Here is a 24,631-nt window from a genome sequence, read left to right as displayed (position 1 = left end):
GTTCATCGCGGATACGGGCACGGCCACTATCCTGCTGGTGGCTGACAAAACCGAGGCAGTGGCCAACGGCAAGGACGTGGTCAAGGTCACGGCGACCGCACGGGATGCCCATAACAACCTGATTCTGACGGGGGTCGACCTGAGCGTGGCGGTGAATGTTGGTAACATTAAAATCAATGGAGGAGCCATAGCTAAAGTAAAAACTGGAAGGGATGGTAAGGTCGAGATGAATTGGACTAGCACAACAGCCAAGTTTCCGGTCGAGCAAGATCCTGCCGTAATAACGGCTAGCTGGAAAGACGGCGCAAAGTCCACTGAAACCAAAGTAGGGTTTCATCCAGATATTAGTACTGCAGAAATATTAACAACCGTTACCCCTGGCTATGTTAAGGCTGATGGCGTAAGTCAAGCGAAAGTTTATGTAAAGTTTGTCGATAGGAATAGGAATCCATTCAAGGGGTACGCTGTGTATTTAGAACCTCAGGGGGCGTACACGGGAATAAAATTTCCACCTGCGGTTATGACAAATTCGCTTGGCGACGCTGAACTTTCGCTCTCCAGTACTAGTGTGGCTGAGCTCTCGTTTAAGATGCAGTCTCAAATTAATGTTTCGTCAGAGACTAAAAAAATAATATTCGAGCGTCCGATAGAGGTTACGGGATGGAAAAAAGACGTCCTTTGGAGGTATGTCAAATCTGTATGTCCATCGGGATCTAGAGTGGCGAATTACGCAGAATATGAAAGCTACGAAAGAACCGGAGGCAGGCCGGTTCTTGTCGGAGGCGATAATGAGTATTGGACGAGTAGCTATAATGACAAAACCGCATATGTTCACGTATTTAATCGCGGTAAGCACGAAGTTTATCTGCCGGGAAAAGGGCCGGGATCGGGAATTGGGGGCTGGGATGGAGATTCAATGAGATTTGCGATGTGTGTAAAGAAGCAGTGATCTTGATTAGGCTTTGAGGTATCTGAACCTTGCCTTTCGATAGACTTTGTAATGAGAGCTAGAGAAACGTTTGGTAATCACAAAAGTCCGGCATAGTCCGGACACTATTGAACGTTATGATGAGTTAAAGGTTCCTTCGCTGAGTTTTTTGATTGTTCGCTATTAAGGGTGGTTTTTGGTGAGGCTAATTGAGATGGGTCTTGTTATTGAAGAGGGGGGCGATCTGACTCACCGCTTCCGCAGCGTTTGGGGGGAGACGGAGTCGGTCATGGGTAAAGTCCCCAACTCTTACGCCGAACAACTCAAGCAACGGCGTGACGTCATGCGAGGGGTGGAGGTGTTCATTCGTTAAGCGGTAGAGGATTCAAACGGTGCCCTTTCAGTAGTGTAGAGAGGGCAGGATTCAAAGTTCTATCATGGGGAAACCCAAAAAATAAAGCCAGATTCTATGCTGCTGAATTATGGCGATTTTATGAAAGTTATTTTTGCTTTTGCTAAAAATATTGATATGAGGACGGTAGTTATCTTGTCGGTGAGTTGGCGTAATCCAAGACGTTATCGGAAGGCAGTTGTTCTAAAGTGCGCATCTCCGGCCAGTTTTTCCATAAGGCACGCGAAGTTGTCCGATTACGTAAGCGGAATTTTGAATGGCCAATGTAGGCTGAGACTTTATTGGCTTGTGATCTCTCTATCCTTCTTTCCGTGCTCTCCACATCCGCCTTCTAGCAACCGCGATCTGCGCGATGGCTGGTTGGAAAGATCGGATAATCAGCAAGAAGAAGCTTTTATTGCCATTGCGACCCCGACAGTGCAATAACCAATACATGGATTTGGTGATACCAGCGTTTCCACAATTGCCCATTTGGCCTGCCGAGCGAGGGCTGGTTGTGATGACGAGAGACAGGAACCCTCACTACGTCGGTAGGGGCGTGCGCACTAAAGAGATAACCGACATTGATTATTTTACAGATGTTGTCATCAGACGGTAATCACTACAATGGCGTGTCGCGCAGTAATGATGTGGATGTACCACCTGATGGAGATTGCCTATTTCGGGCTGTCATCCTTGGCCTGCAGCATGGCCAATTGAACGGCGCTACGGCCAAAGAATATATCGCACAATTACGTGAGCACGTCCCAGCCCACATCTTTGAGCGATGGGACACATTCAAACCTTTTGTCGATCAAGACAGCAGATTGCATGAGCCTGAGTGGCCGCAAGATCATAGCTCCCCGCTGTCGACCGCGCGAGGTAGGCAAAGAACGAGAGCCGGTGATTCCTGGCGCGAGTCAAGCATCGTAGGCGCTCGAAAAACTGATGACGTCTATCCTGAGTACGCCGTCAGCTCGGCGCTTCGATACTCTGATTACGACACAGGCTTTCCAGACATTGCTTGCACCTGCATTGAACGCCTCGGGTTCCGTCACCGCTCTGGCCGGCGACATATTCAATAGCGCCATGCTTGTGTTCCCCAATAACGCCATCATTCAAAGTCCACCGGTCTTGAGAGCTGAGCGTATTGAGCGTGCCTTACAGCGATTGTTCGCCAGCGACGAGGCGGGCGCTGGCTCGGCGGCGCAGTTCATTCTCATGCATCGTCAGCTGGAAGGGCTCAAGCCCGTGGTGAAGGGGCTTATGAGCTTCCTGGAGCAGGCTGTCGAGTATTTGCAAGATGAAAACCTATTGGCCTTGCCGAGCAATTGGGAGTGGAACTAACGCTCGGAGGGAAGGATCGAGGTATTGCGCAGGACTTCATGAACAGCCCTGATTCGACTGAGGCCATGGGTGAATTGCGCAAGCGATTTGAATCATTGCGTAACACACTGCCCGTATCGTTTAAGTTGGATGAGCGGTGACAGCGATGTTGCTGCGACTATTGCTGTCCTGCCTTGGGGGGCAGCTCGATGTGGTTGTTTCGCCAAGCGTGCTTACCCCCACGAATGCGAACCGGATCAAGGGCTTCCCAGTCACGGGAGGCGTTCCAGTAACCCGTATTTTTCAGATCGTTGTCTCTCATCGTTTGATGGTCAGCAGCAGGGCTAGTGTGAAGCACAGCATCAGCGTCTGTCCCAGTGCCTGCATCCAACCGGCCAGGAGCAGTCCGCTGCTGATTAGCAAGTAATACGGAACTGTTTGTTTCTGATGGTAAAAACTCAGTATCCAAGGCTGAATCTATTATCAGCATCGTGGCCTGCCCGCGCTGAAACCAGTCGTACGTGAGTTGATGGTGTTCATGGAGCTGGCGGCCCACGTGCTTGAAGGTGAGGAGCTCTCCCATTTCGGACGCTTATTGGAGGTGAACATCGCCCAAGGTGGTAAAAATCACGGAATTGCGCAGGAATTTTTGCGTGAAGCCGCAGCGCCGGGTCCTGCCGATCAACTCAGAACACGCTTTGAACGCTTTCGTGAAGAGTTTGGCATGGCTTTTTCCTATTGCCATGTGTTTTCCCCGAGTGGGCAATATAGCGCCGCCAATACTTCACGCGGTCATGCATGAATAACGCCTCGGATGAGTTCGCCTCGCCGAGGCGTTTTTTTAGCAAGTAGTCGTCGCTGGCAACCGATTACAGCCTCGTTCAGGAGCGGATCTGGGTGGCATATTTGTCAGAAACATGGCTCGTACCGCCGAAGGTCCAGGTTAGCAACCGCAGACTAGATATCCGCGTTGTTATCCGGTAGGCCCTGAGGGTCTGCGCTATTTACTCGAAGCTGGACAAATGGCCAATTTCGTAAGCGCTGGTGTATCGCTCTGCGTAGGGTGTTTTTTTCACCGGAGCTTTTTCAACTTATGAATAATTCCTTATTTCTCTCTGCACCTAGACAAAACCTTAACACTCATGAGAACTCCTCTTTCGTTGATCCTCGGCAAGCGGCTGCCCATACGGCCATTGCAACAAGAGGTAACTGGAGTACTGAATACGGTGATCTGATCGTGCCTAATTTGCCAAAACTGCGCATATGGCCGGAGGGGTGGGGGCTAATTGTGATCCAAGATGGCAGGGCCTTGGATACGCAAAGGCTAAACCCAATACCACTAAAAGATATTAACTATGAAAACAATGTGGTTTTGATACTTATTGTTACGCGAGACGGTAACGGAAATCGTGTCCACCATTACAACCTGAGTTTGCCCGACGATGAAGAGGATAAAGACAAGGGCGAAATTGCGGGGGATGGCGACTGTCTGTTTCGGGCGGTAGTGGCCGGATGGCAACATGGCAAAAGAGACGTGGACGAGGATTGGAAAATTTCGCTCCTGCGTGGGGAAATGGCCAATTACATTTTCGATAACTGGGATGAGGTTAGCGCTTTTGCCGCGCCGGACCCTGAATGGCCAGGGGACGCGCATGAAGGGACGCAGCCGAGCGCGTCGCATTCCACGTCAGCTCGTGGCGATGCATTTATTTCTGCCGAACTGCCCCGACACCTTGAGCAACCCCGGCATGAAGTTAAGCGGTCTGTGGGCCAAGGCGGGTCACTGGCGAATGAGGCGCCACGTGCTCCTTTACCTGCTGCGCCTTCTCAATCGCAAGCTGCAGCGTCGATGACGCCCAAGATGGAAATGCTCCATCAGGCCTCGGGCATTGGCAGACAGTCGACTCTGACGATCGTGATCACTCAGTTGCAGTTTCAGCTGGAGCGCACTCTGGGAGCCATCGACCGTTCCAAGATCGCCGAAAAAGACACTGAGGGCCTAGTTTCCTGTTTGCAAGTGGTCAATGACAGCCTGACCGCCGCGTCGCCCGCGGAGAAAGCTGCGTGGATTGAGCATTGCTTGCAGAATATGTTTGTCACTGACGCCCGACACCCCGTCTCCAAGGCGCAAAGGCCGCTTGCGCATCGCAACTCGCCAGAGCTGCGTTCTGTGGCGGACGCCCTGATGACGTTCATGGAGAACGCGGCTCAGCAGCTCAAAGGCGTTGCGCTGACACGTTTCGGGCAGTTACTGGGGGTGGATACAACGCTAGCGGGTAAAGATCACGGGATTGCACAAGGCTTTTCGCAAGCGAGCACCGCAGTGGACCCAGCTCAACTGGGTGCCCGATTTGAGCGCCTACGCGATGAGTTTGGTATGTCGTTCTGATTCTTTCGTTGAATCACGCGATAAACGCCTAACGCGAAACGCTCCCGCCTTGGCGTATCAACAATGTGAAGAACGCATGTCTCGGCGAACTCAGTTTGCCGGGACATTTTGGGGGATATCAGCCGTCCCCATGGACGGCTGGAGGTGCGCTCAATAGCTGCACGAACAAGCTGACCTCCAGATCGATGCCCTCAAACAGGCCGGGTGCGAGCGCATCGATCAGGACACCGCCAGTGGCGCAAAAAGCGCTCGCCCGGAACTCGAAAAATGACTGGCCGGCGTGCGGGTGACGCTGTGGTGATTTGGAAACTGAATCGTCTCGGGCGTTCGCTCAAGCACCTGTCGCATTGGTGAACTGGCGGCGCGCAAGGTCGACTTGCAGAGTCTCAACGATCCTATCGACACCCCCCACGCACAAGGTCGCCTTGTGTTCAATCTGTACGCCTCGCTGGCCGAATTCGAACGTAAGTTGATCCGCGAACGCACCCAAGCGAGTCTCTCGGCCGCACGGGCACGAGTCGGTGGCCGTCTTAAGGGGTTGCCTGTCAAGACCGAGGCCACTGCCATGGCAGCCGAACCCTGTACGCGAGGTATAGCTCTCTGCGCCATCGCGGAGTGGATGTTGAGAGATATCCGAAAATCGCCAAACCATAGGGGCAGCAGAGCGTGTTGCGTTACCGGCAGAGCCAGCTATCGAGCGGGTGATCACCATCATGTTGCGCCTGGCGGTGGAGTACAATCGCAAGGTCGTGCGTGCCCGGAAGCGGGCCAAGGAGAACAATCGTACTACAAGGGCTTCCCCATTGAGCACAAGCCCAATAGCTTCTGTTTATTCTCTGCTGCGCGTGCCGAATTGACGTAAGAAGGTGAAGGACTGCGGTACTACAAACGGTCATATTGAGCTGAGGGCTCGGCCCCTGATGAAAGACGCACGTGGAGGCCTTGTTCGCTACCCGGGACTGAAATCCCCATACGATTTTCAGGTATACCCCACGCAGGTCCAACCCGCTTCACATCAACGACGGCAGTGCACATTGATCGGCTCATCCGCTCATGATTCCCCGCTTTGTAACCTCAAAGGACCATCAATAATGGTCTCAGGTATCACGCGCCAATTGGCTCTGCCTGTTCAGGCTTGAACGTGTCGCCGTAATGCAGGACGGCCCAGGCCATCCTCGCATTCTTGGCGGCAATCGCCACGGCGGCACGCCAGTAACCACGTCGCTCCATGAGGTTGCGGATCCAACGACTCAGAGAATCTTGTTTATCGCCCAGATTAGCCATGACAGACCGAGCACCAAGTACAAGTAGACTGCGTAAATAGGCATCCCCGGCTTTGGTGATACTCCCCAAACGCTGCTTTCCACCGCTACTGTATTGACCTGGCGTCAGTCCCAGCCATGCAGCCACCTGACGACCGTTCCTGAAATCGTGCCCATCGCCAATACTGGCCACCAAGGCACTCGCAGTGGTCGAGCCGACACCACGTAATTGGAGCAGTCTACGGCTACGCTCATCTTCGCGAGCGATCTGATCAATAGCTCGATCAAGTTCCACCAGACGATCTTCGATATGGCTGGTGTGCTCCAACAGTTCGCTCATGCACCGTCTTGCCCAGCCAGGCAAGCTGTCCAGATAAGGGCCAATCTCTCTTCTCAATCGTTCTGGACTTTGTGGCAGGACCACGCCGAATTCAGAAAGTAATCCGCGCAGTCGGTTGTGCGTAGAGGTGCGTTCCTCGATGAATCCCTAGCGAGTTCGATGAAGGCAAAGAGTGGCCTGCTGATGCTCGTCCTTGACGGGGACAAAACGCATGCTGGGTCGGGTAACCGCCTCACAGATCGCGGCCGCATCTGCGGCATCGTTCTTTCCACGCTTACTGACATTCGGTAAGGCGCAACAAGTTTAGGCGCCATCAATTTGACCGTATGGCCATGCTGGGCAAACAGCCTTGCCCAATGATGAGCGCCTGAGCATGCTTCCATACCAATCAAGCAGGGTGGTAACTGGGCGATCAATGGTACCAGTTGGTCCCGGCAACCTTCGGCTTCACCAAGGCTGCTCTACCAGCCTTATCGACGCCATGAACAGCGAATACGGCCTTGGCTAGATCGATTCCCACCGTAATAATTGGCATGGGCTTCCCCTCCTGTGGTTTTGATGCAGGTTTGAAACTTCATCATGGCACTTGGATGCCGATTCGCGACTTTCGCCGCGGCCTAGGGCGGGGAAGTCCCTTTCATTCGCTACTGCCTGAAGCCCATGGCATTAAGTGGCTGGAATCGGGCAACTACACGCTTAGCATTCCCTATTGGAGCGACGAAGAGCTGGATAAGGCGGTGTATGACCTGCTGACCGTGGTCAGCCAGCAAGTCAAGATGCGCAACTGTTTATCGAGGCGAATGCCTCGCAGGAAGGCACCGAGCGTCGCAGGTAGGGCTTAAGTGCACTTTCTGTTCCATGGCTTCCTCAATGTCAGCAGCAGGGCCAGTGTGAAGCACAGCATCAGCGTCTGTCCCAGTGCCTGCATCCAGCCGGCCAGGAGCAGTCCGCTGCCGATCAGCAGGTAATACAGCAGCCCCAGCAGCGCCCCGGCAGTGCCCAAGCGGTCGGTGTAGTCGCTTAGCGCCGAACCCAGGACATTCGGGATCGCCATGCCAAAAGCCAGTACCACCAGCAGCATCGGTAGCACGAACATGGCCGTGGTTGCACTCATCCACACGCCGATGCCGCCCAGCAATCCCGTCACCGACGCCAGGCGAATCAGCTGCAATGTGCTCAAACCAAGTCGCAACAACCGCTGATTGAGCCAAGTGCCCAACGCTGAGCCCAGCGCCAGCAAGACGCCGCTGTAGCCGAAGCTTGCCTGGCTCAGTCCGATTCGCTTGAACATGAACGGCGCGAGGCTGTAGTAACTGAACAGCGCAATGTTGAACAGCGCGATCCACAGGGCTGAACGCCAGATCCTCGGGTCTTGCAGCATGCATACGAGGGTGTCCATTAAACGGGTTGGTACCAGCGATTGCGCACGCGTTTCCGGCAGCCTGCAAAAGCTCCAGCACCACAGTCCCATGGCCAGCAGCAGTAGGGCGCCCAGCACGCCGCGTTAACCGAAGCCTTGTACCAGCGCGCCGCCGCTGAACAGCCCGATCGCCGGACTCGCGGCCAGCGCCATGCCCACCCGCGAAAACACTTGCGCCAAATCCGAGCCTTGGTAGCGATCACGCAGCACGGTCTGGGTGACGACCGAGCCCACCGCGACGCCGAAGGCGCCCAAAGCTTGCGCCAGCAGCAGACCATTGAAGGTGCTGACGTTCAGCGCCAGCACCGCCGCTGCCACATAGAGGGCCAATCCGGTCAGCATCGTGGGTCGCCGGCCGATCCGGTCGCAGACTCGGCCCCAGGTCACCACGCCGAAGGCAAAAGCCAGAAAGTACACCGACAAGGTCTGCGTCGCGGTTTGTGGTCCGACGTCAAACGTCTGGGCAATATCCCCAAGCGCCGGGCTGTACAGGGTTTGCGCAATCTGCGGGAACATCAACAAAGTGATGCTCAGCGCCACTAAATGGCGGTTATTCATTTGACCTCACTCCTCAACAGAAACTGGCGTGAAGTGTAAAAAGTGAGGATTGGCGTATTATCCGGATCCTGCCAACTTATCGTTAAAATCGGACAAACCATGGCCTGGATCGATACCCACGCCGTTTTTGATGCTGACGTCTTCACCGCCCCGGTCATTGGTATCGCTTCAACCCGGGGCGACCACGATTCCGGATTTCATCACCATCACCGCGGTCAGTTGCTCTACACCCGCCAAGGCAGCACGCGCATCACTCTGGCACAGCAGTTATGTCTGTTGCCGCCCTCGCGCGCGGCGTGGACTCCACCCGGTGTCAGCCACCGGGCGGTGATGCAACAAAGCGTCGATTATCGTTCGCTTTATCTGGATCGCGAATTGTGTCAATCGCTGCCCCAGCAGGTCTGTGTGATTGAGGTCAGCCCGTTGCTGCGCGCGGTGCTGGAACCGATGGCGCTGGCCGGTTTCGACACTGATTGGCAACAGGGTAAATTCGCTCACCTACTGGGCCTGTGCCTGGGTGAAATCTGTGAGGCGGCCCAGCAACCGATGCTTCTGCCATTGACGCAGGACAAGCGTCTGCGCACGCTGCTGCTGACGCCGGAGCAACTGCCGCCAGAGTTGCAGGTGTTGGAGCAACGGATCGGTGCCAGCCGCCGCACCATCGCCCGGATCTTTCAGCGCGAAACGGGTTTGAGTTACCAGCAATGGCGGCAACAGTGGCGTCTGATGCGCGCGATGGAGCTGCTCGCCACCGGCCGTAACCTCAGTTACTGCGCTTATGAACTGGGATTTGCCAGTGATAGTGCGTTCATTGCTTTCTTCAAAGCCATGTCCGGTAGCACCCCGGCGCGCTAGCCCCGCTAATCAATCCAGCAGCGGTGCAACCGTTTGCCCCTCGTTGGAGAACAGGCCCTTCAGGGCTGCGTTACAGGTGGCGGCGAGCTCAGGAGCAGCTCCAGGGCTCGGCCCAGTGCCAGCGGAGCATTCTGCCCAAAAGTCGCCTTGTTCAGGGACGTGTTGAGCCTGCCTGTCGGGGAAGTGAGGCGAGGCGCTGACACAGGCGAGGGACCCTCACGATAACGTTGCATGACCTTGGCCACGTAGTCCCGGGTTTCCGGATAAGGAGGAATGGCGCGACCATATTTTTTGACCGCGCCCTCGCCGGCGTTGTAACCGGCCAGGGCCAGTTCCAGATCCTGCTCGAAGTGATCCAGCAGCCATCTGAAATAGGTGGCACCCGCACGCACGTTATTAGACGGATGGCGCAGGTCGGTGTAGCCAAAGCGCTCGGCGGTGGCGGGCATGACCTGCATCAAGCCTACAGCGCCTTTGCTGGAGAGCGCCTCGGGGTTGTAGCGCGATTCGACATGGATCATGGCATGCAGCAGCCGTGCATCCAGCTGCAGTTGAGTCGCCACGTGGTCGATGATCGCCTCCAGCGGCGTGGCAGGCGCAGGCCCGGTAGCGCTCACAGACTTCAGGGTGTTTGCCACGCTCGACGACGCTGCCTGCAGCGACGGAGCGGGCGGCGTATCTCGGCTCCAGTTCAGCGCTGCATCCCGGGCCAGGGCAGGGTTCTGACTGGCTCCCCACACCATCACCAGCAGCAGGCCGGGTAGAAGGGGGCTACGCATCTTGCTCATAGTCCAGCTGCATGGCGATGCGCAGCAGGTGCGCCACCGGCTCGAACAGGTCGGGTGGAATGTAACTGCCGACCGGGCACTGCGCGGCCAGCGCCCGGGCCACGCCGATGTTTTCGGCCACCGGGATGCCGGCTTTTTCGGCCAGCGCCACGATGTTGAGCGCCACATGGTCGTGACCGACTTCAAGCACTTGCGGCAGGGGTGTTTCACCTTCGCGAAAGTACAGGCACACCGCGACGTGGGTCGGGTTGCGTACCACCAGCGTGGACTTTTTGACATTGGCAGCCAGACTGCCGCTCTGCACTTCGCGATGCAGCTCTCGGCGCTTGTGTTTGATGTGCGGATCGCCTTCGGCGTTCTTGTACTCCTGCTTGATGTCTTGCAGCGACATCTTCAGCTGCTGCTCGGTGTTGTAACGCTGGAAGGCGAAATCGGTGGCCCCGACCAGCACATAAAAACCGATCAGCACCGTCCACATCCAGAACAGCAACTGGATGCTGACCTGCAGGCCGCAGGTGACCGTGCACAGCGGCAAAAACTGCAGGGTGGGGCCGTACTGACGGATCAGATAGAAAAAGATCAGGGACAGCACTGCGACCTTGGCGATGGATTTACCGAACTCGAACAGCTTCTGCTTGGAGAACATCTGCTTGGCGTTGGTCAGCGGATTGATTTTCTTCAGGGATGGCTTCATGGCTTCCGGGGCCAGCAGGGGGCCGATCTGCGCCATGATCGTCAGCATGGTGATCAGGATCAGGGGCGCGGCGATGCCGCCGCCAATGCGCAGCAGCACCTCGATAAACAGATCGCCCAGCTGTTTGAGGGCCGAGGTCAGGTCAAGCCGGATGACGGCGATGCTGGTGTCGAGCAAGCGCGTAAAACTGTCCAGCAGGTAAGGCCCCTCGAGCAGAAAGTAGCCGAGCATGACTGCCAGCTGGACACCGCTGGTGATTTCCGCGCTCTTGGCGACCTGACCTTTGGCGCGCGCGTCGCGGATCTTCTTGGCCGTGGGCTTTTCGGTTTTTTCGCTCATCGCAGATACGCCGGCAGCTCGCGGGTGTTACGCGTCGGCGAGGTGCTGTGTTCGAGCAGGGTCTGAAAAGCGAAACCGAAGCTGATGACCAGCATCAGAATGGCAAACGCGCTTTTGATCGGCATCGACAGAAAAAACACATTCAGTTGCTGGGCCGAACGGTTGATCAGGCCCAGCGCCAAGTCGACCAGCAGAATCGCGACAATGGCCGGCATGGCAAAGCGCAGGCACAGCTCGTACGCCAGTTGCCATTGTCGGGAGATAAAGGCCACAAAGCCTGGATCCAACTGAAACACCTCGCCTGGGGGGAGGCTGACGTAGGAGTAATAGATCGACTCGAGCAGCAGGTTGAAGCCGCCGCCCATGAGAAACAGCACGCCAAAGACCTGGGTGAAGAGGATGCCGAGCAGGGACGATTGCTGGCCCAGCATCGGGTTGAGCACGCTGGCCATCGAGGCTCCGCGCAGCGTGTCGATCAGAAAGCCGGCCATGTCCATGGCCCAGAACGGGATGGCCGCGCAAAAGCCCAGCAGCACGCCGATGCACAGTTCGCCGGCGACCAGCAGCACGTAGGTGGAGACCGTGGCCTGCTGGCGAGCCGCGTCCAGCGCAGCCCAGGTATCGGCCAGGGCAACCAGCGGCAGGGCCATCATCAGAGCCAGGGCGTTGCGGATCAGGCTGCCGCCCAAGGCGGAAGGGGTGAACAGCGGCAGCATGAGCATCACCCCCAACGGGCGCAGCATGCACAGTCCCAGCAGGGGTAACCACTGAGTCAGAAGCTCCACCCTCAGACCCTCATCTGGTTGATCAGGTCGAAGGAGCGGTTGGCATAGTTGAGCAGCAGATCGCCCATCCAGTTGAAACAGATGGCCAGGGTGATCGCCACCGCTACCAGCTTGATCAGAAACTGCACCGTCTGATCCTGCACTTGGGTTAGCGCCTGCACCAGACTGACCAGCACACCGACCACCGACGCCACGACCACCACCGGCAGCGACAGCAGCAACACCAGCCACATCATCTGCATGGCCAGCTGGGTGATCAGGGCTTCGCTCATCGTGTCACCTCAGTGAAAGGACAGGATCAGTTGCCCAAGCAGCTTTTCCCAGCCGTTCATCAAGACGAAGACCAGCAGCTTGAGGGGCATCGAAATCGTCATTGGCGACACCATCATCATGCCCATGGCCAGCAGCACGTTGGAGACGATCAGGTCGATGGCGATAAATGGCAGGTACAGCAGCAGGCCGATCTTGAACGCCTCGATCAGCTGGCTGACGGTAAAGGCCGGCATCAGCACTAGGAGCGAATTATCCGGGATGCGATCCTGGTATTTTTCCGGCCAGACTTCCTTGCCGATGTTGGCAAAAAACAGCGCCTGGTCAGGGGCGGTGTTGCGTTCCAGAAAAACCCGATACGGGGCCAGTATCGAGCCTTCGACCTGCTGCACAAAGTCGGCCGATTGCATCTGCACCGGATTGGCCGCCACGTTGTCCTGAATTTCCAGAACAATCGGCGCCATGATGAACAGGGTCAGAATCAGGGCCAGTCCGTACAGGGCAATATTGGGCGGAATCTGCTGAATGCCCAAGGCATTGCGCAACAGGGCAAAGACCACGGCCAGTTTCAGAAAAGAGGTACCCAGCACCAGCAGCAAGGGCAGCAGGGACACTGCCGACAGCAGCAAAATCAGGTGCAACGGCTGCTCCAGCAGATTCATCACAAGGCTCCGGACAAAAAGGACGCGATTATCCGCAGCCAGGCCCGAGGCGGTTATCCGGCGCATACCTGAGTTTTATCGGCACTGCACCTGCGTTCGCTCAATGTGCGTCAAGCAAGGGGGCAATTCTGTAAGACGCCGGGTGGGGCCTTACGTAGAGTGCCGATTTGTCTTCGAGGTTTTCCCATGAACGGTATTTCACCCGTACGTCCTTCACCCTCAAGCGTGGCGTCTGAGGTTGACCCGGCAGCTGCGGTCAGTCGCGTCCCCTCGACCCACCTACAAGACAGCGTATTCGCCGCGCTCTCCACGCCGGGGCAGTGGGATGAGCGCTACACGGCACTGGTGGCCAGCGCCTTGCCCAAGCTGGATGTCTGGCCGGCCTGGCAGGGGTTGGTCATTGTGCAGGGCAATAGTGCCAAGCGTTACGACGCCGAGGGGTGGCGACCGGTGTCCAATGGCAGTCATGAAAGCCATGACATCGTGATCGGGCAGAATTCGGATCACTACCTGGGCGGTGTGCACAACGGTCGGGATCGCTGCTTTGCCAAAGCCGATGATGGTTTTTTTCGCACGGTGTTTGCCGGCCTGCAAGGCATGTCCAGCGCGACCGTCACGCAAGCGGATGTGGGCTGGCTGCGCGATCATGTGGCAGATTACGTCGACCGAAACTGGGAGACGTTCAAGGGGCTGGCCGAGGAAGCCCATCGCCCTGCGCAGGCCCCCGGCGAGGCGGAAATTTACGAAAACGATAACTGGTCGGAATTCAAATATGATCTGGAGCGTGATCGTCCGTCCTTTTCCCCTGAGCTGACCTCGGCGCCGCGTGCACAGACCCCGGCCACAGGCTCGGCCGCCGCCGGGGTAACGAGCGCCGCCGAGACGCAGGCGAAGATAGGCAAGCCTTCGATGATCACCTTGTTGATGAATCAGATCGAGGCCATGCTGGCCCCTGCGCTGGAAGCCATTGGCGGCAAAGCGGTTACTCCAAGCGATATGCAGGGCCCGGCCATGATTCTGCGCATGGTCAACCGAACCATGCAGCATGCGCCGGCCGCTGAAAAGGCACTGTGGATCGAACGGGGTGTGCAAGAGTTGTTTTCCCGAAACGTCGACAATCCGCTCTCCAAGGCCGAAGCCATTCTCAAGCATCGGCACTGGCCGGCCCTGCAGCCGGTGGTGCAGGAGTTGCTCACGTTCATCGAGGTGGCCGCCGGCGAACTGCAGGGGAGTGCGCTGGCGCGTTTCGGCGCCTTGCTGGGCGTGGACATTGCCGTGGCCGGGCAGGATCGCGGCATCGCCAAGGACTTTCGGCGTGAGGCGGCCGCACCGGGGTCTGCAAGTTCATTCGTGACCCGTTTTGAAAACGTGCGCGATCAGTTTGGCCGGGCGTTTTGAAACAAGCCCGCCTGCGCGTTAAGCCGGGGCGGCTGCTGAGAAACGGGCCTGACGCTGAAGAGGTGAGGCCCGTTTGATCCGTGTTGGTCAGGATCTGTCCGCGTTAGGCCAATCGTTCGATGCGCACGGCCAGCCGGCCTTCAATGTCCAGCAACAGGCCGTGAGCGATGGTGCGTCCGGCCCCTTTGGGTTGCACCCCGTCCTCCAGGGCTGCACCCTGCAAAATGGCCAGCGGCCGATGGAGACACACGTCCAGTACGCCCTCGGCAATCGGGTAGCGCCGACACAGCAGCGCATCACCGGGGCGCAGGCGTACCAGTGTCTGTTGTTCTATCCGTCCCGCGATCAGATCCATGGCAACGGGTTGCTCGCCAGGCGTCTGCTGCGGCTCGATCGGCTCCAGCGCCGCGCTCAGATCGCCCAGCCAGTGGTCGGGTGTCTCCAGCACCTGGGTGCAACTGACGCCCGGCCTGTTCGATCTCCAGACACACGTAAGGCGCACGCGCGACCGTCGACGGGCTTAGGATGATCCCCTGCGGTCAGGCAAAACCGTAGGCACTCAGGGATTCCCCGAGACTGCCCAGCGTCCAGCTACCAGTACCGGGCGCTGGCCAGCCACAGCGTCGTCAGGGTGCCATCGTCGGCGTACAGCCTGCGACCGGCAGCGATGTCGCGCACCGCTCGCCCATCGCTTTACTCAGTCTGGGCACAGGCATCGTGCACCTCCAGGGTGACCGGGCGGTTGAAGCGTTGCGTCAGGTCGTTTTGTAGGACGGGTGCGGTGTCGGTCAGCTGCGCAAACTGCTGGGGATCGGACGTGCTCAGAGCGGCCGTTAAGGCATAGAGCTGCGTGAGAAATCGGAAAATGAATAGGCTGAGTCAAAAAACGCGCTATTTCCCGACGCTACCGTGCGCAGCATGAGACGGAAAGTGGTAAATGGGCTTGAGCCTAATTTTTGCGCAGACTAGATCCGGCAAAGCGCTAAGCCCATGAGGCATAGCGCAAGTGGTGCCTCTCAGACAAACCGTTCGATGCGGACCGCCAATCGGCCTTCGATGTCCAGCAGCAGGCCATGGGCAATGGTGCGCCCAGCCACCTTCAGTAGCACACCATCCTCCAAGCGCGTCGATCCTTGCAGTACATCGCCGACCTGCAGGCTTGCCAGTTGCTGCAGCGGCACGTCGATGCTGGCCACTTGCGCGACGACGCTTATCCACAGATCAGCTTGCGGTTCGCCCGAGGCGCCCGAAATTTCAGCTGTGGTATTCAGCCAGTCGTTGAAGTCTTCCATTACAGCCTCCAGGGTGTAAGTTGCCAAGTCGTTGGGCACGGCGGTGGCCAGCGGGCGGTTTAGAAACACACCCAGTACGCCATCGGCGATCGGGTAACGTTGCTGGAGTAGCAGACCGTCACCCGGTTGCAGGCAGGCCAGCGTTTGTTGTTCGATCCGGCTCCAGCCAGCAATCAAGGCGACGGGGATTTTGGACACCCCCCCTGTGTCACCCCCCTCCAGAGGATCCAGCGCAGCCGCCAGATTTCCCAGCCAGGGTAGTGGTGCGTCCAATACCCACGCCTGCAGATGTCGTCCGTCTTGCTCGATTTCCAGCAGCCAATAAGGCGAGATCGGTACGCTCGCGTCCTCAAGCGTCAATCCGGTTGGCCAGGGAACGCCGGCGTAGGCCAGGCTGTCTGCGACGCAGGCCAGCGTCCAGCTGCAGAGCACCTCGCGCAGATCGGGAGGGAGACTGGCCCAGTCCGGCACCTCCAGTTGAGGCCTGATCCATTGAAGCCATTGTTCGGTGGGCATCCACAGGCGCAGGGGGTGGCCGTCAACTTCTCCTGTCAGCACCAGGCCGTCACCGCCCCCGCTGCTATAGCGCAGCGTCAGACTGCCTTCGGGATGGTAGAACCTGCGGCCTGCACCAATGTCGCGGACCAGTTGTCCGGCCGCTTTACTCAGTTGTGGCAGTGGCATCGACTACCTCCAGGGTGACCGGGCGGTTAAAGCGCTGGGTCAACTCGCTTTGCAGTGCGCGACAGGAACCGGCGACGTGCTCGAAGCCTGCTCGGTCATGGGTGCGGACGAGCAAATGCAGGGTGTAGCCCTGAGCAGTGGCGCAGATTTCAAGGCCGGTCAACGGTCCGTTCGTCAGGCGTAGCGTCAGGCTGCGCTGGCTGAACTGGCCCAGTTGTTCAAGCTGCCCTTGGTAGGGAGCCAGTTCCAGAGCAAAGGCCCAGTGAGATGCCTGGGACAGCGCTTCGTCATCCGATGCCTGATTGTCGGGCTGCGACGGCGTCATGAGCCACTGCTGGAAAACGTGCCGCTGCCTTTCCTCATCTTGGGGTCGGGCAGGGGGCGTCGCCATCAGGGAGCGGCGTGTGGCGTAGGACAGCGTCATGAGGCAGGGCATCGCTCACTCCAGCAGCAGGTTGAGTTTTTCTTGCTCAAGCAGCAACTTGTGCAACAGGGCTTGGTGTTCGGCCTGCTCCAGGCGAACCCGGCTGCATTCGCTCTGTAACTGGTCGATGCGTTCGGCCAGGACATGATCATGCTGGTTGTAGTCGGCCAGATCGATTTTCAGCTCACGCAAGGTGCCTGGATCGAGTACCTCCGATACGCTGCTGCGTTCCCGCCACTGCGACCACAGGAGGCGGCGTTGATCAAGCAAGCGGCTGGTGCTGGCCTGCAGTTCGCTTTCCTGTTGCGCCAATATCGCCAGGGCGGCGCGCTGACTCTGCTCGCGGCGCCGCTTGAGCCCCAGTAACTTTTCCAGCGTTACACTTTGAGTACTGTACATAGGTGTTCCAGCGTCCCTTGAAAACTGACTTTCTCCGTGACGGACTGGCACAGAAACTGACGAATAGCCGCGTGGCATGCCAACGCTTCATCGGCTTGCGGATCCTGTCCGTGTTGATACTCTCCTACCCTGACCAGCAGTTCGATCTCCTTGTACGCGGCCATCAGGCGTCGCAGCCGGGCGGCGAGCTGACGGTGCTCTTCGGACACCACCTGGCTCATGATCCGGCTGACACTGGCTGCGATGTCGATAGCCGGGTAGTGATTGGCCTCGGCGAGCGTGCGCGATAACACAATGTGCCCGTCCAGGATGGAGCGCACTTCATCGGCCACCGGCTCGTTCAGGTTGTCGCCTTCGACCAGCACGGTATAGATCCCGGTGATGCTGCCGGTGCTCGAGGGGCCGGCGCGCTCCAGTAGCCTGGGCAAATGGGCGAAGAAACTGGCCGGATAACCGCTGGGGCCGTAGGGCTCGCCCGCGGCCAGACCGATCTCCCGGGCGGCGCGGGCAAAGCGGGTCAGGGAGTCCATCATCAGCAGGACCGACAGGCCCTGGTCGCGAAAGTATTCGGCCACCGTGGTGGCGGTGTCGGCGGCCTTCCAGCGTTCGAGTGCCGGACGATCGGAGGTCGAGACGATCACCACCGTACGCGCCCGGGCGGCGGGAGACAGGGTGTGCTCGAGAAATTCCCGCACTTCGCGGCCACGCTCGCCGATCAGCGCGAGGACGATCACGTCGGCCAGGCTGCCGTCGCAGATCATCCCCAGCAGGCTGGTCTTACCGCCTCCGGCGGCGGCGAAAATCCCTAGTCGCTGACCCACGCCGCAGGTCAGCAGGCCGTCGATGGCGCGTACGCCCAGCGGCAACGGGGTGTCAATAATGGGGCGAGACAGCGGTGCCGGAGCGCTGCGCTGCACGCTGCGGCGTACGTGTTCCGGTGGTGGTGTCGTGCCGTCGAGGGCGCGGCCCAGGCCATCAATGACCGTACCCAATAGGAAGTCGCCTAATGCGATGTCGTGGGCCTTGCCCAGTGCGCGGACCTGACTGCCGGTGCGGATGCCGCGCGGTTCGCTGAAAGGCGAGAGCAAGGCCTCATGGCCTTGCAGGGAGACGACCTGCGCTTCGATGCCGGAAGGCTCCAGGCGACACAGTTCATGCAAGCCGACGCCGGGCAGGGTGGCGCGCAATAGCGTGGGACCGACTTCGGTAATGCGCCCATGAAGCTGTTCGCCGCTGTTGGCGTGCAAGGGGTGGGCGGGGGGCAGGGTGGGCTGCTGATTCAGCAGGTGCAGCAGGCTCTCCAGCTTAGGCATGCGCATCTCAGGCCTGCTCGATCAGGTCGATGTTGCCCAGCACGCGCAATTCCACTTCATCGCCCAGTTCCTGAAAAGACAGCACAGGCAAGGCAGGGTATTCACGTTCGATGATCTTGCGCACGAAGCGGCGCACGTCGATGGCGGTGATCAACACGGCGCGTTGCGCATTGGTATCGCCTACATGCTCGCGAAGCGCGGCAATGATGGCCTGGTTCTGGGTGGCGTCGAGGGTCGAGTAGGAGCCGGCGGCGGTCTGGCGGATCGAGTCGCGAATCAGCTGTTCGATGCGATCGCCGATCATCCAGCCGCTGATCCACGGCTGGCCGGCGCGGTAACGGATGGTGATGTGGCGGCGCAGGGCCACGCGCGCGTACTCGGTCAGCATGATCGGGTCTTTTTCCCGCGGCGCCCATTCCACCAGCGCCTCCAGAATGCTGCGCAGGTCGCGAATCGAAATGCCCTCGGCGACCAGGCGTTGCAGGACGTCGGAGAGCTTGCCGATCGGCAACTGGCGCTGGGCCTCCTTGACCAGTTCAGCGTAGTTGCTTTCCATCGAGTCCATGAGAAAGCGGGTTTCCTGCACGCCGATGAATTCGGCCGCAAAACGGTCGATCACCAGCGACAGACAGTGGCCCACACGGGCCAGGTCGCGGTGCAGGGTCACGCCCAGGGCGCTGAGCGTCGCCGCATGCTGCGGCTCAAGCCACTGCAGCGTGTGCCCGCCAAACGTCAGGCGCTCACTGTACAGGGTCTGGCTCAGTGGCGGGGACTGGGCGTCGGCCAGCAGCAGGCCCGGCATCAGGGTCAGGGTCAGCACCGGCTCCTGGTAGAGCAGCACCTGCAGGGTGCCGGGAGCCAGCGCCGTGTCCGGCTGCAGATGAATCTCGGGCAGGGGAATGCCCAGTTGTTCGAACTGGTGCTGGCGCAACTGGCTGAGGACGGCCTGCAGGGGCGCGGCGGGCAGCAGGTCGTCGGCCACGCGGATCATCAGCGGCAGGGCGCCGGGACTCATGCCGACAGCCGGGTCGCCCTCGGCGGCGGTGTGTGCACTGAATCCGCCAGTACCGGCAGCGGCCCCGGCCAGGCGGCGACGCTTTTTCGCCCACCAGCCTGCTGCATAGACCACCCCGGCCAGGGCCAGAAAATACAGGATGGGAAACCCCGGGATCAGGGCGAAGATCACCAGCACGCCGGCCGCCAGGGCCAGGGCCTGAGGCTGGCGAGCGATCTGCTCGCTCAGGTCGGCGGCCAGGTTCAGGCGCTGCTCGCCCGGCACGCGGGTGACGATGATGCCGGCGGTGATGGCGATCAGCAGCGCTGGGATCTGGCTGACCAGGCCATCGCCGATCGACAGCAGGGCATAGGTCGACATGGCCGCCCCGGCGCTCATGCCGTGCATGAACACGCCCACGGCCGTGCCGCCCAGAATGTTGACCAGAATGATGATCAGGCCGGCAATGGCATCGCCTTTGACGAACTTCATCGCCCCGTCCATGGCGCCATACAGCTGGCTTTCCTTCTGCACCTGACCGCGCTGGCGGCGGGCTTCATTGGCGTCGATGATGCCGGCGCGCATGTCGCCATCGATGCTCATCTGCTTACCGGGCATGGCATCCAGGGAAAAGCGCGCGCCGACCTCGGCAACACGCTCCGAGCCTTTGGTGATGACGATAAACTGCACCAGGGTGATGATGGTGAACACGATCAAACCGACGCCCAGGTTGCCGCCCACGGCAAACTCCCCAAAGGTGTAAACGATGTCGCCGGCATCGGCCTGCAGCAGGATCAGGCGGGTGGTACTGATGGTCAGGGCCAGCCGGAACAGGGTGGTGATCAGCAGCACCGCGGGAAAGGTAGAAAACTCCAGCGGCTCGCGAAGGTACAGGGCCATCATCAGCAGCACGACCGCGATGGTCAGGTTCAGGGCGATCAGCAGGTCGACCAGCGCCGTGGGCAGGGGCACGATCATCATCAGCACGGCCAGCAGCAGGAGAATGGCCAGCACGATGTCCTGGCGGGCGGCGGCCATCGCCAGCCAGGCGTTCAGGCGTTTCACGAGTGTTCGGCGACGTGCAGGGCCAGCAATCGGCGCATGACGTTCAGGCAATCGAGCCATTGGCTGGCGTCGCTGTTCGGCGCTGGCGCGCAGCTGAGCACCTGCTGCTGGTTGAGCACGTAGGCGCGCAACGGTACGCCGCGGCTGATGGCCGGATGGCAGCGGCGTAGCAGGGTCGTGAGCGTGTGCAGGGGCTGGCAGGTATCCAGCGGACGGGACAGGGACAGCAGGACGCGGCCTTGCAGGTGTTCGATATACAGTCGATGGGGAGGTCGTGAGAACTCCATGCGTGTCTCGACGCGGCACACCGCCAGGTCTGCCAGGCGCAGAAACTCCTCGAGGCGGCGTTGCGTTTGTAGATCCATGGGGGGCTCAAGGTTTCTTGGGTGTTTTTCTGTGGGGGCAACCAGGCTGTTGCAGCGTGTCGGTATGCTGGCGGATCGATAGGTGCCAGACCATCGGGTGATGACCTGATGTCCGGGGTCGGGCCGCTGCGGTAGGTTGCGAGGATGGCCAAGGGTGTAGGGGAAGGGGGCGGTGATCGCATGCGCGGATTCTGGCAGGCTTCGTTAACCCGCAACGTCATTTTGACGCTCGCCGCCGCCATGTGCGCGTTTTGGCTGGTGTCGGAAGCCATCAGCTTCTATTACCGCTGCCAGAAGGCCGAGGCCGAGGTGCGCGATGATCTGGTGTGGGAGCTCAAACGGGTTTCCCAAGAAGAGCACCGTCTGTACGAATTGGCCCAGATTCGCGTCAATACCCTGCTGCGCCTGTGGAGCGACCTGCTCAGTGGCGCGCGGCTGTCCAAGACCCTGCGCGAGCCATCCAGTCAGACCGTGTTCGTGCCCTTTGCCGGCGTCACCCTGGACGATGACACGGTGGCGGCGGTGGGGCAGGTGCTGGAAGTGTTCGGCCAGGCCGATCCGCAAAGTCCGGTGACCACGTTCCTGAAAGTGCCGGGCCAAGGTGTGTTCTTTTATCGCGCGACCCCGCTGCAGCCGGCGGCGACCGCCGGTGCGTCGCAGGCGATCATTCGCCAACGCTTTGGTGTGCCCTTTGAGGAGCCTGCGCTTGAAGTGCACAGCCTGTCGCGCAGCGTGGTCACGGCGCGCGAGCGGGGCTCTGGCGTGGTGGCCGGGCAGGCGCTGAACATCAACCGCATGGGCGAGCATCGCTCGGAGTTTTCCTACCTGTTGCGCGATGAAAGCGGCACGGTGCTATGGAGCGATCTGGGGGTGGGCGCCGAGGCCAATGCCTTGCAGGCCCTGGTGCCCGGTTGCCCTCCGGAAGCGACCGCCCTGGCCGGTTTTATCGTGGCCTGTGTGGTGCTTGAAGACACCCATTTGCAGATGCTGGCCCTGGCGCCGGAAGATCTGGCGTTAAGCCAGGTGTTGTCCTTGCTGACCTCTACGGCGCCTTGGACTTTGCTCGCCCAGGTGTTGCTGCTGATGGTCATCGCCCTGATCCTGCATCGGCGCCTGGGCCGCCCACTGCGCCATATCGTGGCGATCATTCACCGTCAGCAGCGCTCGACGGATCTGAGTGTACGCTTGCCGGAGCGGCGCAAGGACGAGCTGGGGCGCATTGCCCGCGCCTACAATGCCTTGCTGACCAACCTCAATGCCTACCACCAGACCCTGGAAGACAAGGTCAATGAGCGCACGCGCGAACTCAGCGTGGCCAAGCGCATGGCCGAGAAGGCCAATGACCGCAAGAGCGAGCACCTGACCAGCGTCAGTCACGAAATCCGCACGCCGCTCAACGGCATTGTCGGTGCGCTGAGCCTGCTGGAGCGCGGTGATCTGTCCGCGCCGCAGCAGCAGGAACTGATCGCCACGGCGCTGCAATCGTCGGCGTTTTTGCTGAGCATCATCAACAACCTACTGGATTTCTCGCGCATCGAGGCCGGCCAGCTGCAACTGTCGTGCGAGCGCACTGACGTGCTGGCGTTGCTGGATCAGGCGCTGCTGACGGTCAACCTGCGCGCCCAGGAAAAACAGCTGCAGTTGCAGGTGCTGGTCATGGCCGACGTGCCGGCCTTCGTCTGCCTGGACGGCATCCGGGTGCAGCAGATCCTGGTCAACCTGCTGGCCAATGCGGTGAAGTTCACCGCCGCAGGCGGGGTCTACGTCCAGGTCGCGCAACAGGACGGGATGCTGAGCATCACGGTACGGGACACGGGGCGGGGCATACCGCCGGTTCAGCAGCAGGATATCTTCAAGCCGTTTTCCCAGGTGCGCATCCATGACAGTGGCAGCGGCCTGGGGCTGGCCATTGCCTCGCGTCTGGCGCGGCTGATGGGCGGTAACATCGACCTGCGCAGCCAGCCGGGTGAGGGGGCGGTGTTTGCCGTGCACCTGCCGATCCATGAGCCGCTCGAAGCAGCCCCCTTGCCGGTGAGTCGTCTGGTCGCACCGCTGCGCCTGCACCCGCAGCTGGCCCTGTGGGGCATTGTCGCCCAAGCGGGCGCCTGTGCGCCGCTGGACATGCCTGAGCTGGCCTATTTGCCGGGGCGCCTGCGCCAAAAGATCAGTGCCATCGGGCGCGATGAACCGGTGCCTCAGGAGGCCTCGGCCCGAGTGGCGCCGTGCCCTTGGTCGCTGCAGGTCTTGATTGTCGACGACCTGCCGATCAATCGCGAGATCGTCGGCAAGATGCTGACGGTGCTGGGCCATCGGGTGCATGGAGCCAGTGGCGGGCACGAAGCGTTGGCTTGCGGTCGCGAGCAGGTCTTTGATCTGGTGTTGATGGATATCCGCATGCCGTTGATGGACGGTTTTGAAGTGGCCCGGCAGTGGCGCGAGGAGCGCAGTGGCATGCTTGAGCCCGCGGTGCCGATCTGGGCGCTGACGGCTGATGCGTTGCCCTCGGAGCAATGTCGCGCCCGGGCCGCGGGCATGAATGGCTACTTGGCCAAACCGGTCAGCCTGGAACAACTGGCCGCTGCGCTGAATCAGGCGGTGGCCTTGTTGCTGGAGCGTGGCGTGGAACTGGCGCCCAACCCCCGGCTGCAACAGCCGGTGCTGAATCTTGCCGATGGCGTGCTGATGAACAAGGTGGGGGCGGCGCTGCACGCGCTGTATGCCGATATCGTGACGGCGCACCGTCAACGCGAGCCGCAGGCGCTACTGGCGGGGCTGCATGCGCTCAAGGGCTGCGCCGGACAGGCCGGGCTGGGCCTGTTGGCGGAACTGGCGCAGGCCCATGAAGTCCAGATCGGGCAGGGCGGCTGGCCCGGTGACAAGGAGGTGCAGGATCTGGGTGGGCTGATCGAGCAGAGCCTGCACCCACACGCTTAACGAAGTCCCAGTCGCCAAGCCCAGTTGACCAGTTCGGCGACATTGTGCGCATCGAGTTTGCGCATCAAATTCAGGCGGTGGGTTTCCACCGTCTTGATCGAAATCTTCAATTGTTCGGCGATGTCGCGGTTGCGCGCGCCCTCGGCAATCAGCTTGAGCACCTGGTTTTCGCGCAGGGTCAGTTTGCTCGGGCCATCGAGTGTGGGGCCACAGGTGACTTGGGCCAGGTTGAGTTCGGGATCCAGATAGACCTTGCCGGCCAGGGCCGTCTGCACGCCGGCCAGCAGCACCTGCTGCGAGCTTTTCTTGAGGATGTAACCCAGCGCGCCGGCGGCCAGGGCGCTGTGCGCCCGGTGTTCGGAGGCATCGGCGGTGATGACCACAATCGTCAATTGGGGCAGGCGGCGCTTGAGCTGGCGAATGATGTCCACTCCATCCATGCCGGGCAGGCCCAGGTCGATCAGCACCAGGTCGGGGCTCAGGGTCAAGCAGGCGCCATACACCTTGAGGCCGTCGCTGATGTCGCCGACCACCTCGTAGGTGCCCACACTCAAGAGCAGGTTTCTGATGGCGTAGATGAGTATCTGGTGATCTTCGACAATGAGAATCCGTTTTCTGTCGGGCGAAGGCGTCGGGTGTGGCCACATGGTTGGAAGAACCTGGCTTGCAAGGAAAAAGAAGGGAAAAGGTCAATCGACCGGCGCTCGGAGCGCGGCATAAATGTTAACGGGATCAGGTCATTACCGGATTAAGCCG

21 protein-coding genes and 3 pseudogenes are annotated in these 24,631 nt (G+C 59.7%); 9 read left to right on the top strand and 15 right to left on the bottom strand.

The window, feature by feature from the left end; all coding sequences use genetic code 11:
* The 6 genes and pseudogenes from HDC30_RS12105 to HDC30_RS29470 all read left to right on the top strand — a co-directional run.
* Window positions 1–949 (top strand): Ig-like domain-containing protein (locus tag HDC30_RS12105; protein ID WP_183783185.1); only part of this gene is annotated, 949 nt, incomplete at its 5' end.
* A gap of 969 nt (window positions 950–1,918) precedes the next feature.
* Window positions 1,919–2,131: pseudogene (locus HDC30_RS29475) on the top strand (hypothetical protein); the annotation flags it as partial.
* A 136-nt stretch (window positions 2,132–2,267) separates the two neighbouring features.
* Window positions 2,268–2,666, top strand: coding sequence for a hypothetical protein (locus HDC30_RS12100; RefSeq protein ID WP_183783183.1), 399 nt, complete (start codon window positions 2,268–2,270; stop codon window positions 2,664–2,666).
* Between the two features lie 517 nt (window positions 2,667–3,183).
* A complete protein-coding gene (locus tag HDC30_RS12095) occupies window positions 3,184–3,447 on the top strand; it encodes a hypothetical protein (RefSeq protein ID WP_183783181.1) in 264 nt (87 codons plus the stop codon).
* Between the two features lie 291 nt (window positions 3,448–3,738).
* On the top strand, window positions 3,739–5,034 hold the full coding sequence (locus HDC30_RS12090; RefSeq protein WP_183783179.1) for an OTU domain-containing protein: 1,296 nt from the start codon (window positions 3,739–3,741) through the stop codon (window positions 5,032–5,034).
* A gap of 376 nt (window positions 5,035–5,410) precedes the next feature.
* Complete coding sequence (locus HDC30_RS29470) at window positions 5,411–5,896, top strand: recombinase family protein (RefSeq protein WP_260319910.1); 486 nt, start codon at window positions 5,411–5,413, stop codon at window positions 5,894–5,896.
* 242 nt (window positions 5,897–6,138) lie between these two features.
* On the opposite strand, the pseudogene HDC30_RS12080 reads toward HDC30_RS29470, so the two are convergent.
* Window positions 6,139–7,171, bottom strand: a pseudogene (locus HDC30_RS12080) (IS110 family transposase).
* Window positions 7,172–7,474: 303 nt separating this feature from the next.
* Window positions 7,475–8,614, bottom strand: a pseudogene (locus HDC30_RS12075) (MFS transporter).
* 99 nt (window positions 8,615–8,713) lie between these two features.
* Here HDC30_RS12075 and HDC30_RS12070 point away from each other — a divergent pair.
* Complete coding sequence (locus tag HDC30_RS12070; protein WP_183783177.1) at window positions 8,714–9,469, top strand: helix-turn-helix transcriptional regulator; 756 nt, start codon at window positions 8,714–8,716, stop codon at window positions 9,467–9,469.
* A 59-nt stretch (window positions 9,470–9,528) separates the two neighbouring features.
* Here HDC30_RS12070 and HDC30_RS12065 read toward each other — a convergent pair whose 3' ends face one another.
* Genes HDC30_RS12065 through sctR form a run of 5 tightly spaced genes read right to left on the bottom strand, consistent with a single transcriptional unit; the run spans window position 9,529 to window position 13,007 of the window.
* Window positions 9,529–10,257 (bottom strand): lytic transglycosylase domain-containing protein, encoded by a 729-nt coding sequence (locus HDC30_RS12065; RefSeq protein WP_183783174.1) that lies wholly within the window; start codon window positions 10,255–10,257, stop codon window positions 9,529–9,531.
* A complete protein-coding gene (locus HDC30_RS12060) occupies window positions 10,241–11,290 on the bottom strand; it encodes an EscU/YscU/HrcU family type III secretion system export apparatus switch protein (protein ID WP_183783172.1) in 1,050 nt (349 codons plus the stop codon). Before HDC30_RS12060 ends, HDC30_RS12065 begins: the two co-directional genes overlap by 17 nt.
* Complete coding sequence (sctT, locus tag HDC30_RS12055; RefSeq protein ID WP_183783170.1) at window positions 11,287–12,075, bottom strand: type III secretion system export apparatus subunit SctT; 789 nt, start codon at window positions 12,073–12,075, stop codon at window positions 11,287–11,289. The genes HDC30_RS12060 and sctT overlap by 4 nt, the downstream gene beginning before the upstream one ends.
* A 2-nt stretch (window positions 12,076–12,077) precedes the next feature.
* Complete coding sequence (locus HDC30_RS12050) at window positions 12,078–12,347, bottom strand: EscS/YscS/HrcS family type III secretion system export apparatus protein (RefSeq protein ID WP_183783168.1); 270 nt, start codon at window positions 12,345–12,347, stop codon at window positions 12,078–12,080.
* A gap of 9 nt (window positions 12,348–12,356) precedes the next feature.
* Window positions 12,357–13,007: a type III secretion system export apparatus subunit SctR gene (gene sctR / locus HDC30_RS12045; protein WP_183783166.1), complete on the bottom strand. Its 651-nt coding sequence runs from the start codon at window positions 13,005–13,007 to the stop codon at window positions 12,357–12,359.
* Window positions 13,008–13,193: 186 nt separating this feature from the next.
* Between sctR and HDC30_RS12040 the strand changes: the two genes are divergently transcribed.
* Window positions 13,194–14,405 (top strand): hypothetical protein, encoded by a 1,212-nt coding sequence (locus tag HDC30_RS12040; protein WP_183783164.1) that lies wholly within the window; start codon window positions 13,194–13,196, stop codon window positions 14,403–14,405.
* Between the two features lie 103 nt (window positions 14,406–14,508).
* Here the strand turns inward: HDC30_RS12040 and HDC30_RS12035 are convergent, their stop codons facing one another.
* The 7 genes from HDC30_RS12035 to HDC30_RS12005 all read right to left on the bottom strand — a co-directional run bounded on the left by HDC30_RS12035 (window position 14,509) and on the right by HDC30_RS12005 (window position 20,941).
* Window positions 14,509–14,853 carry a hypothetical protein gene (locus tag HDC30_RS12035; RefSeq protein WP_183783162.1) on the bottom strand — a complete coding sequence of 115 codons (345 nt, stop codon included), beginning with the start codon at window positions 14,851–14,853 and terminating at the stop codon, window positions 14,509–14,511.
* 568 nt (window positions 14,854–15,421) lie between these two features.
* Window positions 15,422–16,381 (bottom strand): FliM/FliN family flagellar motor switch protein, encoded by a 960-nt coding sequence (locus tag HDC30_RS12030; RefSeq protein ID WP_183783160.1) that lies wholly within the window; start codon window positions 16,379–16,381, stop codon window positions 15,422–15,424.
* On the bottom strand, window positions 16,359–16,805 hold the full coding sequence (locus HDC30_RS12025; protein ID WP_183783158.1) for a hypothetical protein: 447 nt from the start codon (window positions 16,803–16,805) through the stop codon (window positions 16,359–16,361). Before HDC30_RS12025 ends, HDC30_RS12030 begins: the two co-directional genes overlap by 23 nt.
* A gap of 15 nt (window positions 16,806–16,820) precedes the next feature.
* Window positions 16,821–17,204 (bottom strand): hypothetical protein, encoded by a 384-nt coding sequence (locus HDC30_RS12020; protein WP_183783156.1) that lies wholly within the window; start codon window positions 17,202–17,204, stop codon window positions 16,821–16,823.
* Window positions 17,183–18,517 carry a type III secretion system ATPase SctN gene (sctN, locus tag HDC30_RS12015; protein ID WP_221303403.1) on the bottom strand — a complete coding sequence of 445 codons (1,335 nt, stop codon included), beginning with the start codon at window positions 18,515–18,517 and terminating at the stop codon, window positions 17,183–17,185. The genes HDC30_RS12020 and sctN overlap by 22 nt, the downstream gene beginning before the upstream one ends.
* A gap of 7 nt (window positions 18,518–18,524) precedes the next feature.
* Window positions 18,525–20,576, bottom strand: coding sequence for an EscV/YscV/HrcV family type III secretion system export apparatus protein (locus HDC30_RS12010; protein WP_311660591.1), 2,052 nt, complete (start codon window positions 20,574–20,576; stop codon window positions 18,525–18,527).
* Complete coding sequence (locus tag HDC30_RS12005) at window positions 20,573–20,941, bottom strand: type III secretion chaperone SycN (protein WP_183783150.1); 369 nt, start codon at window positions 20,939–20,941, stop codon at window positions 20,573–20,575. Before HDC30_RS12005 ends, HDC30_RS12010 begins: the two co-directional genes overlap by 4 nt.
* A 180-nt stretch (window positions 20,942–21,121) precedes the next feature.
* Between HDC30_RS12005 and HDC30_RS12000 the strand changes: the two genes are divergently transcribed.
* A complete protein-coding gene (locus HDC30_RS12000) occupies window positions 21,122–23,875 on the top strand; it encodes an ATP-binding protein (protein ID WP_183783148.1) in 2,754 nt (917 codons plus the stop codon).
* Here the strand turns inward: HDC30_RS12000 and HDC30_RS11995 are convergent.
* Window positions 23,872–24,522, bottom strand: coding sequence for a two component system response regulator (locus HDC30_RS11995; protein WP_183783146.1), 651 nt, complete (start codon window positions 24,520–24,522; stop codon window positions 23,872–23,874). The two genes, HDC30_RS12000 and HDC30_RS11995, sit on opposite strands and share 4 nt — an antisense overlap.
* Window positions 24,523–24,631 lie beyond the last annotated feature (109 nt).

It is taken from the genome of Pseudomonas sp. JAI115, assembly GCF_014200835.1.
GTDB lineage: Bacteria > Pseudomonadota > Gammaproteobacteria > Pseudomonadales > Pseudomonadaceae > Aquipseudomonas > Aquipseudomonas putida_A.
The sequence above is the reverse complement of the archived record's forward strand: the minus strand, read 5'-3'. Positions and strand labels throughout refer to the sequence as shown.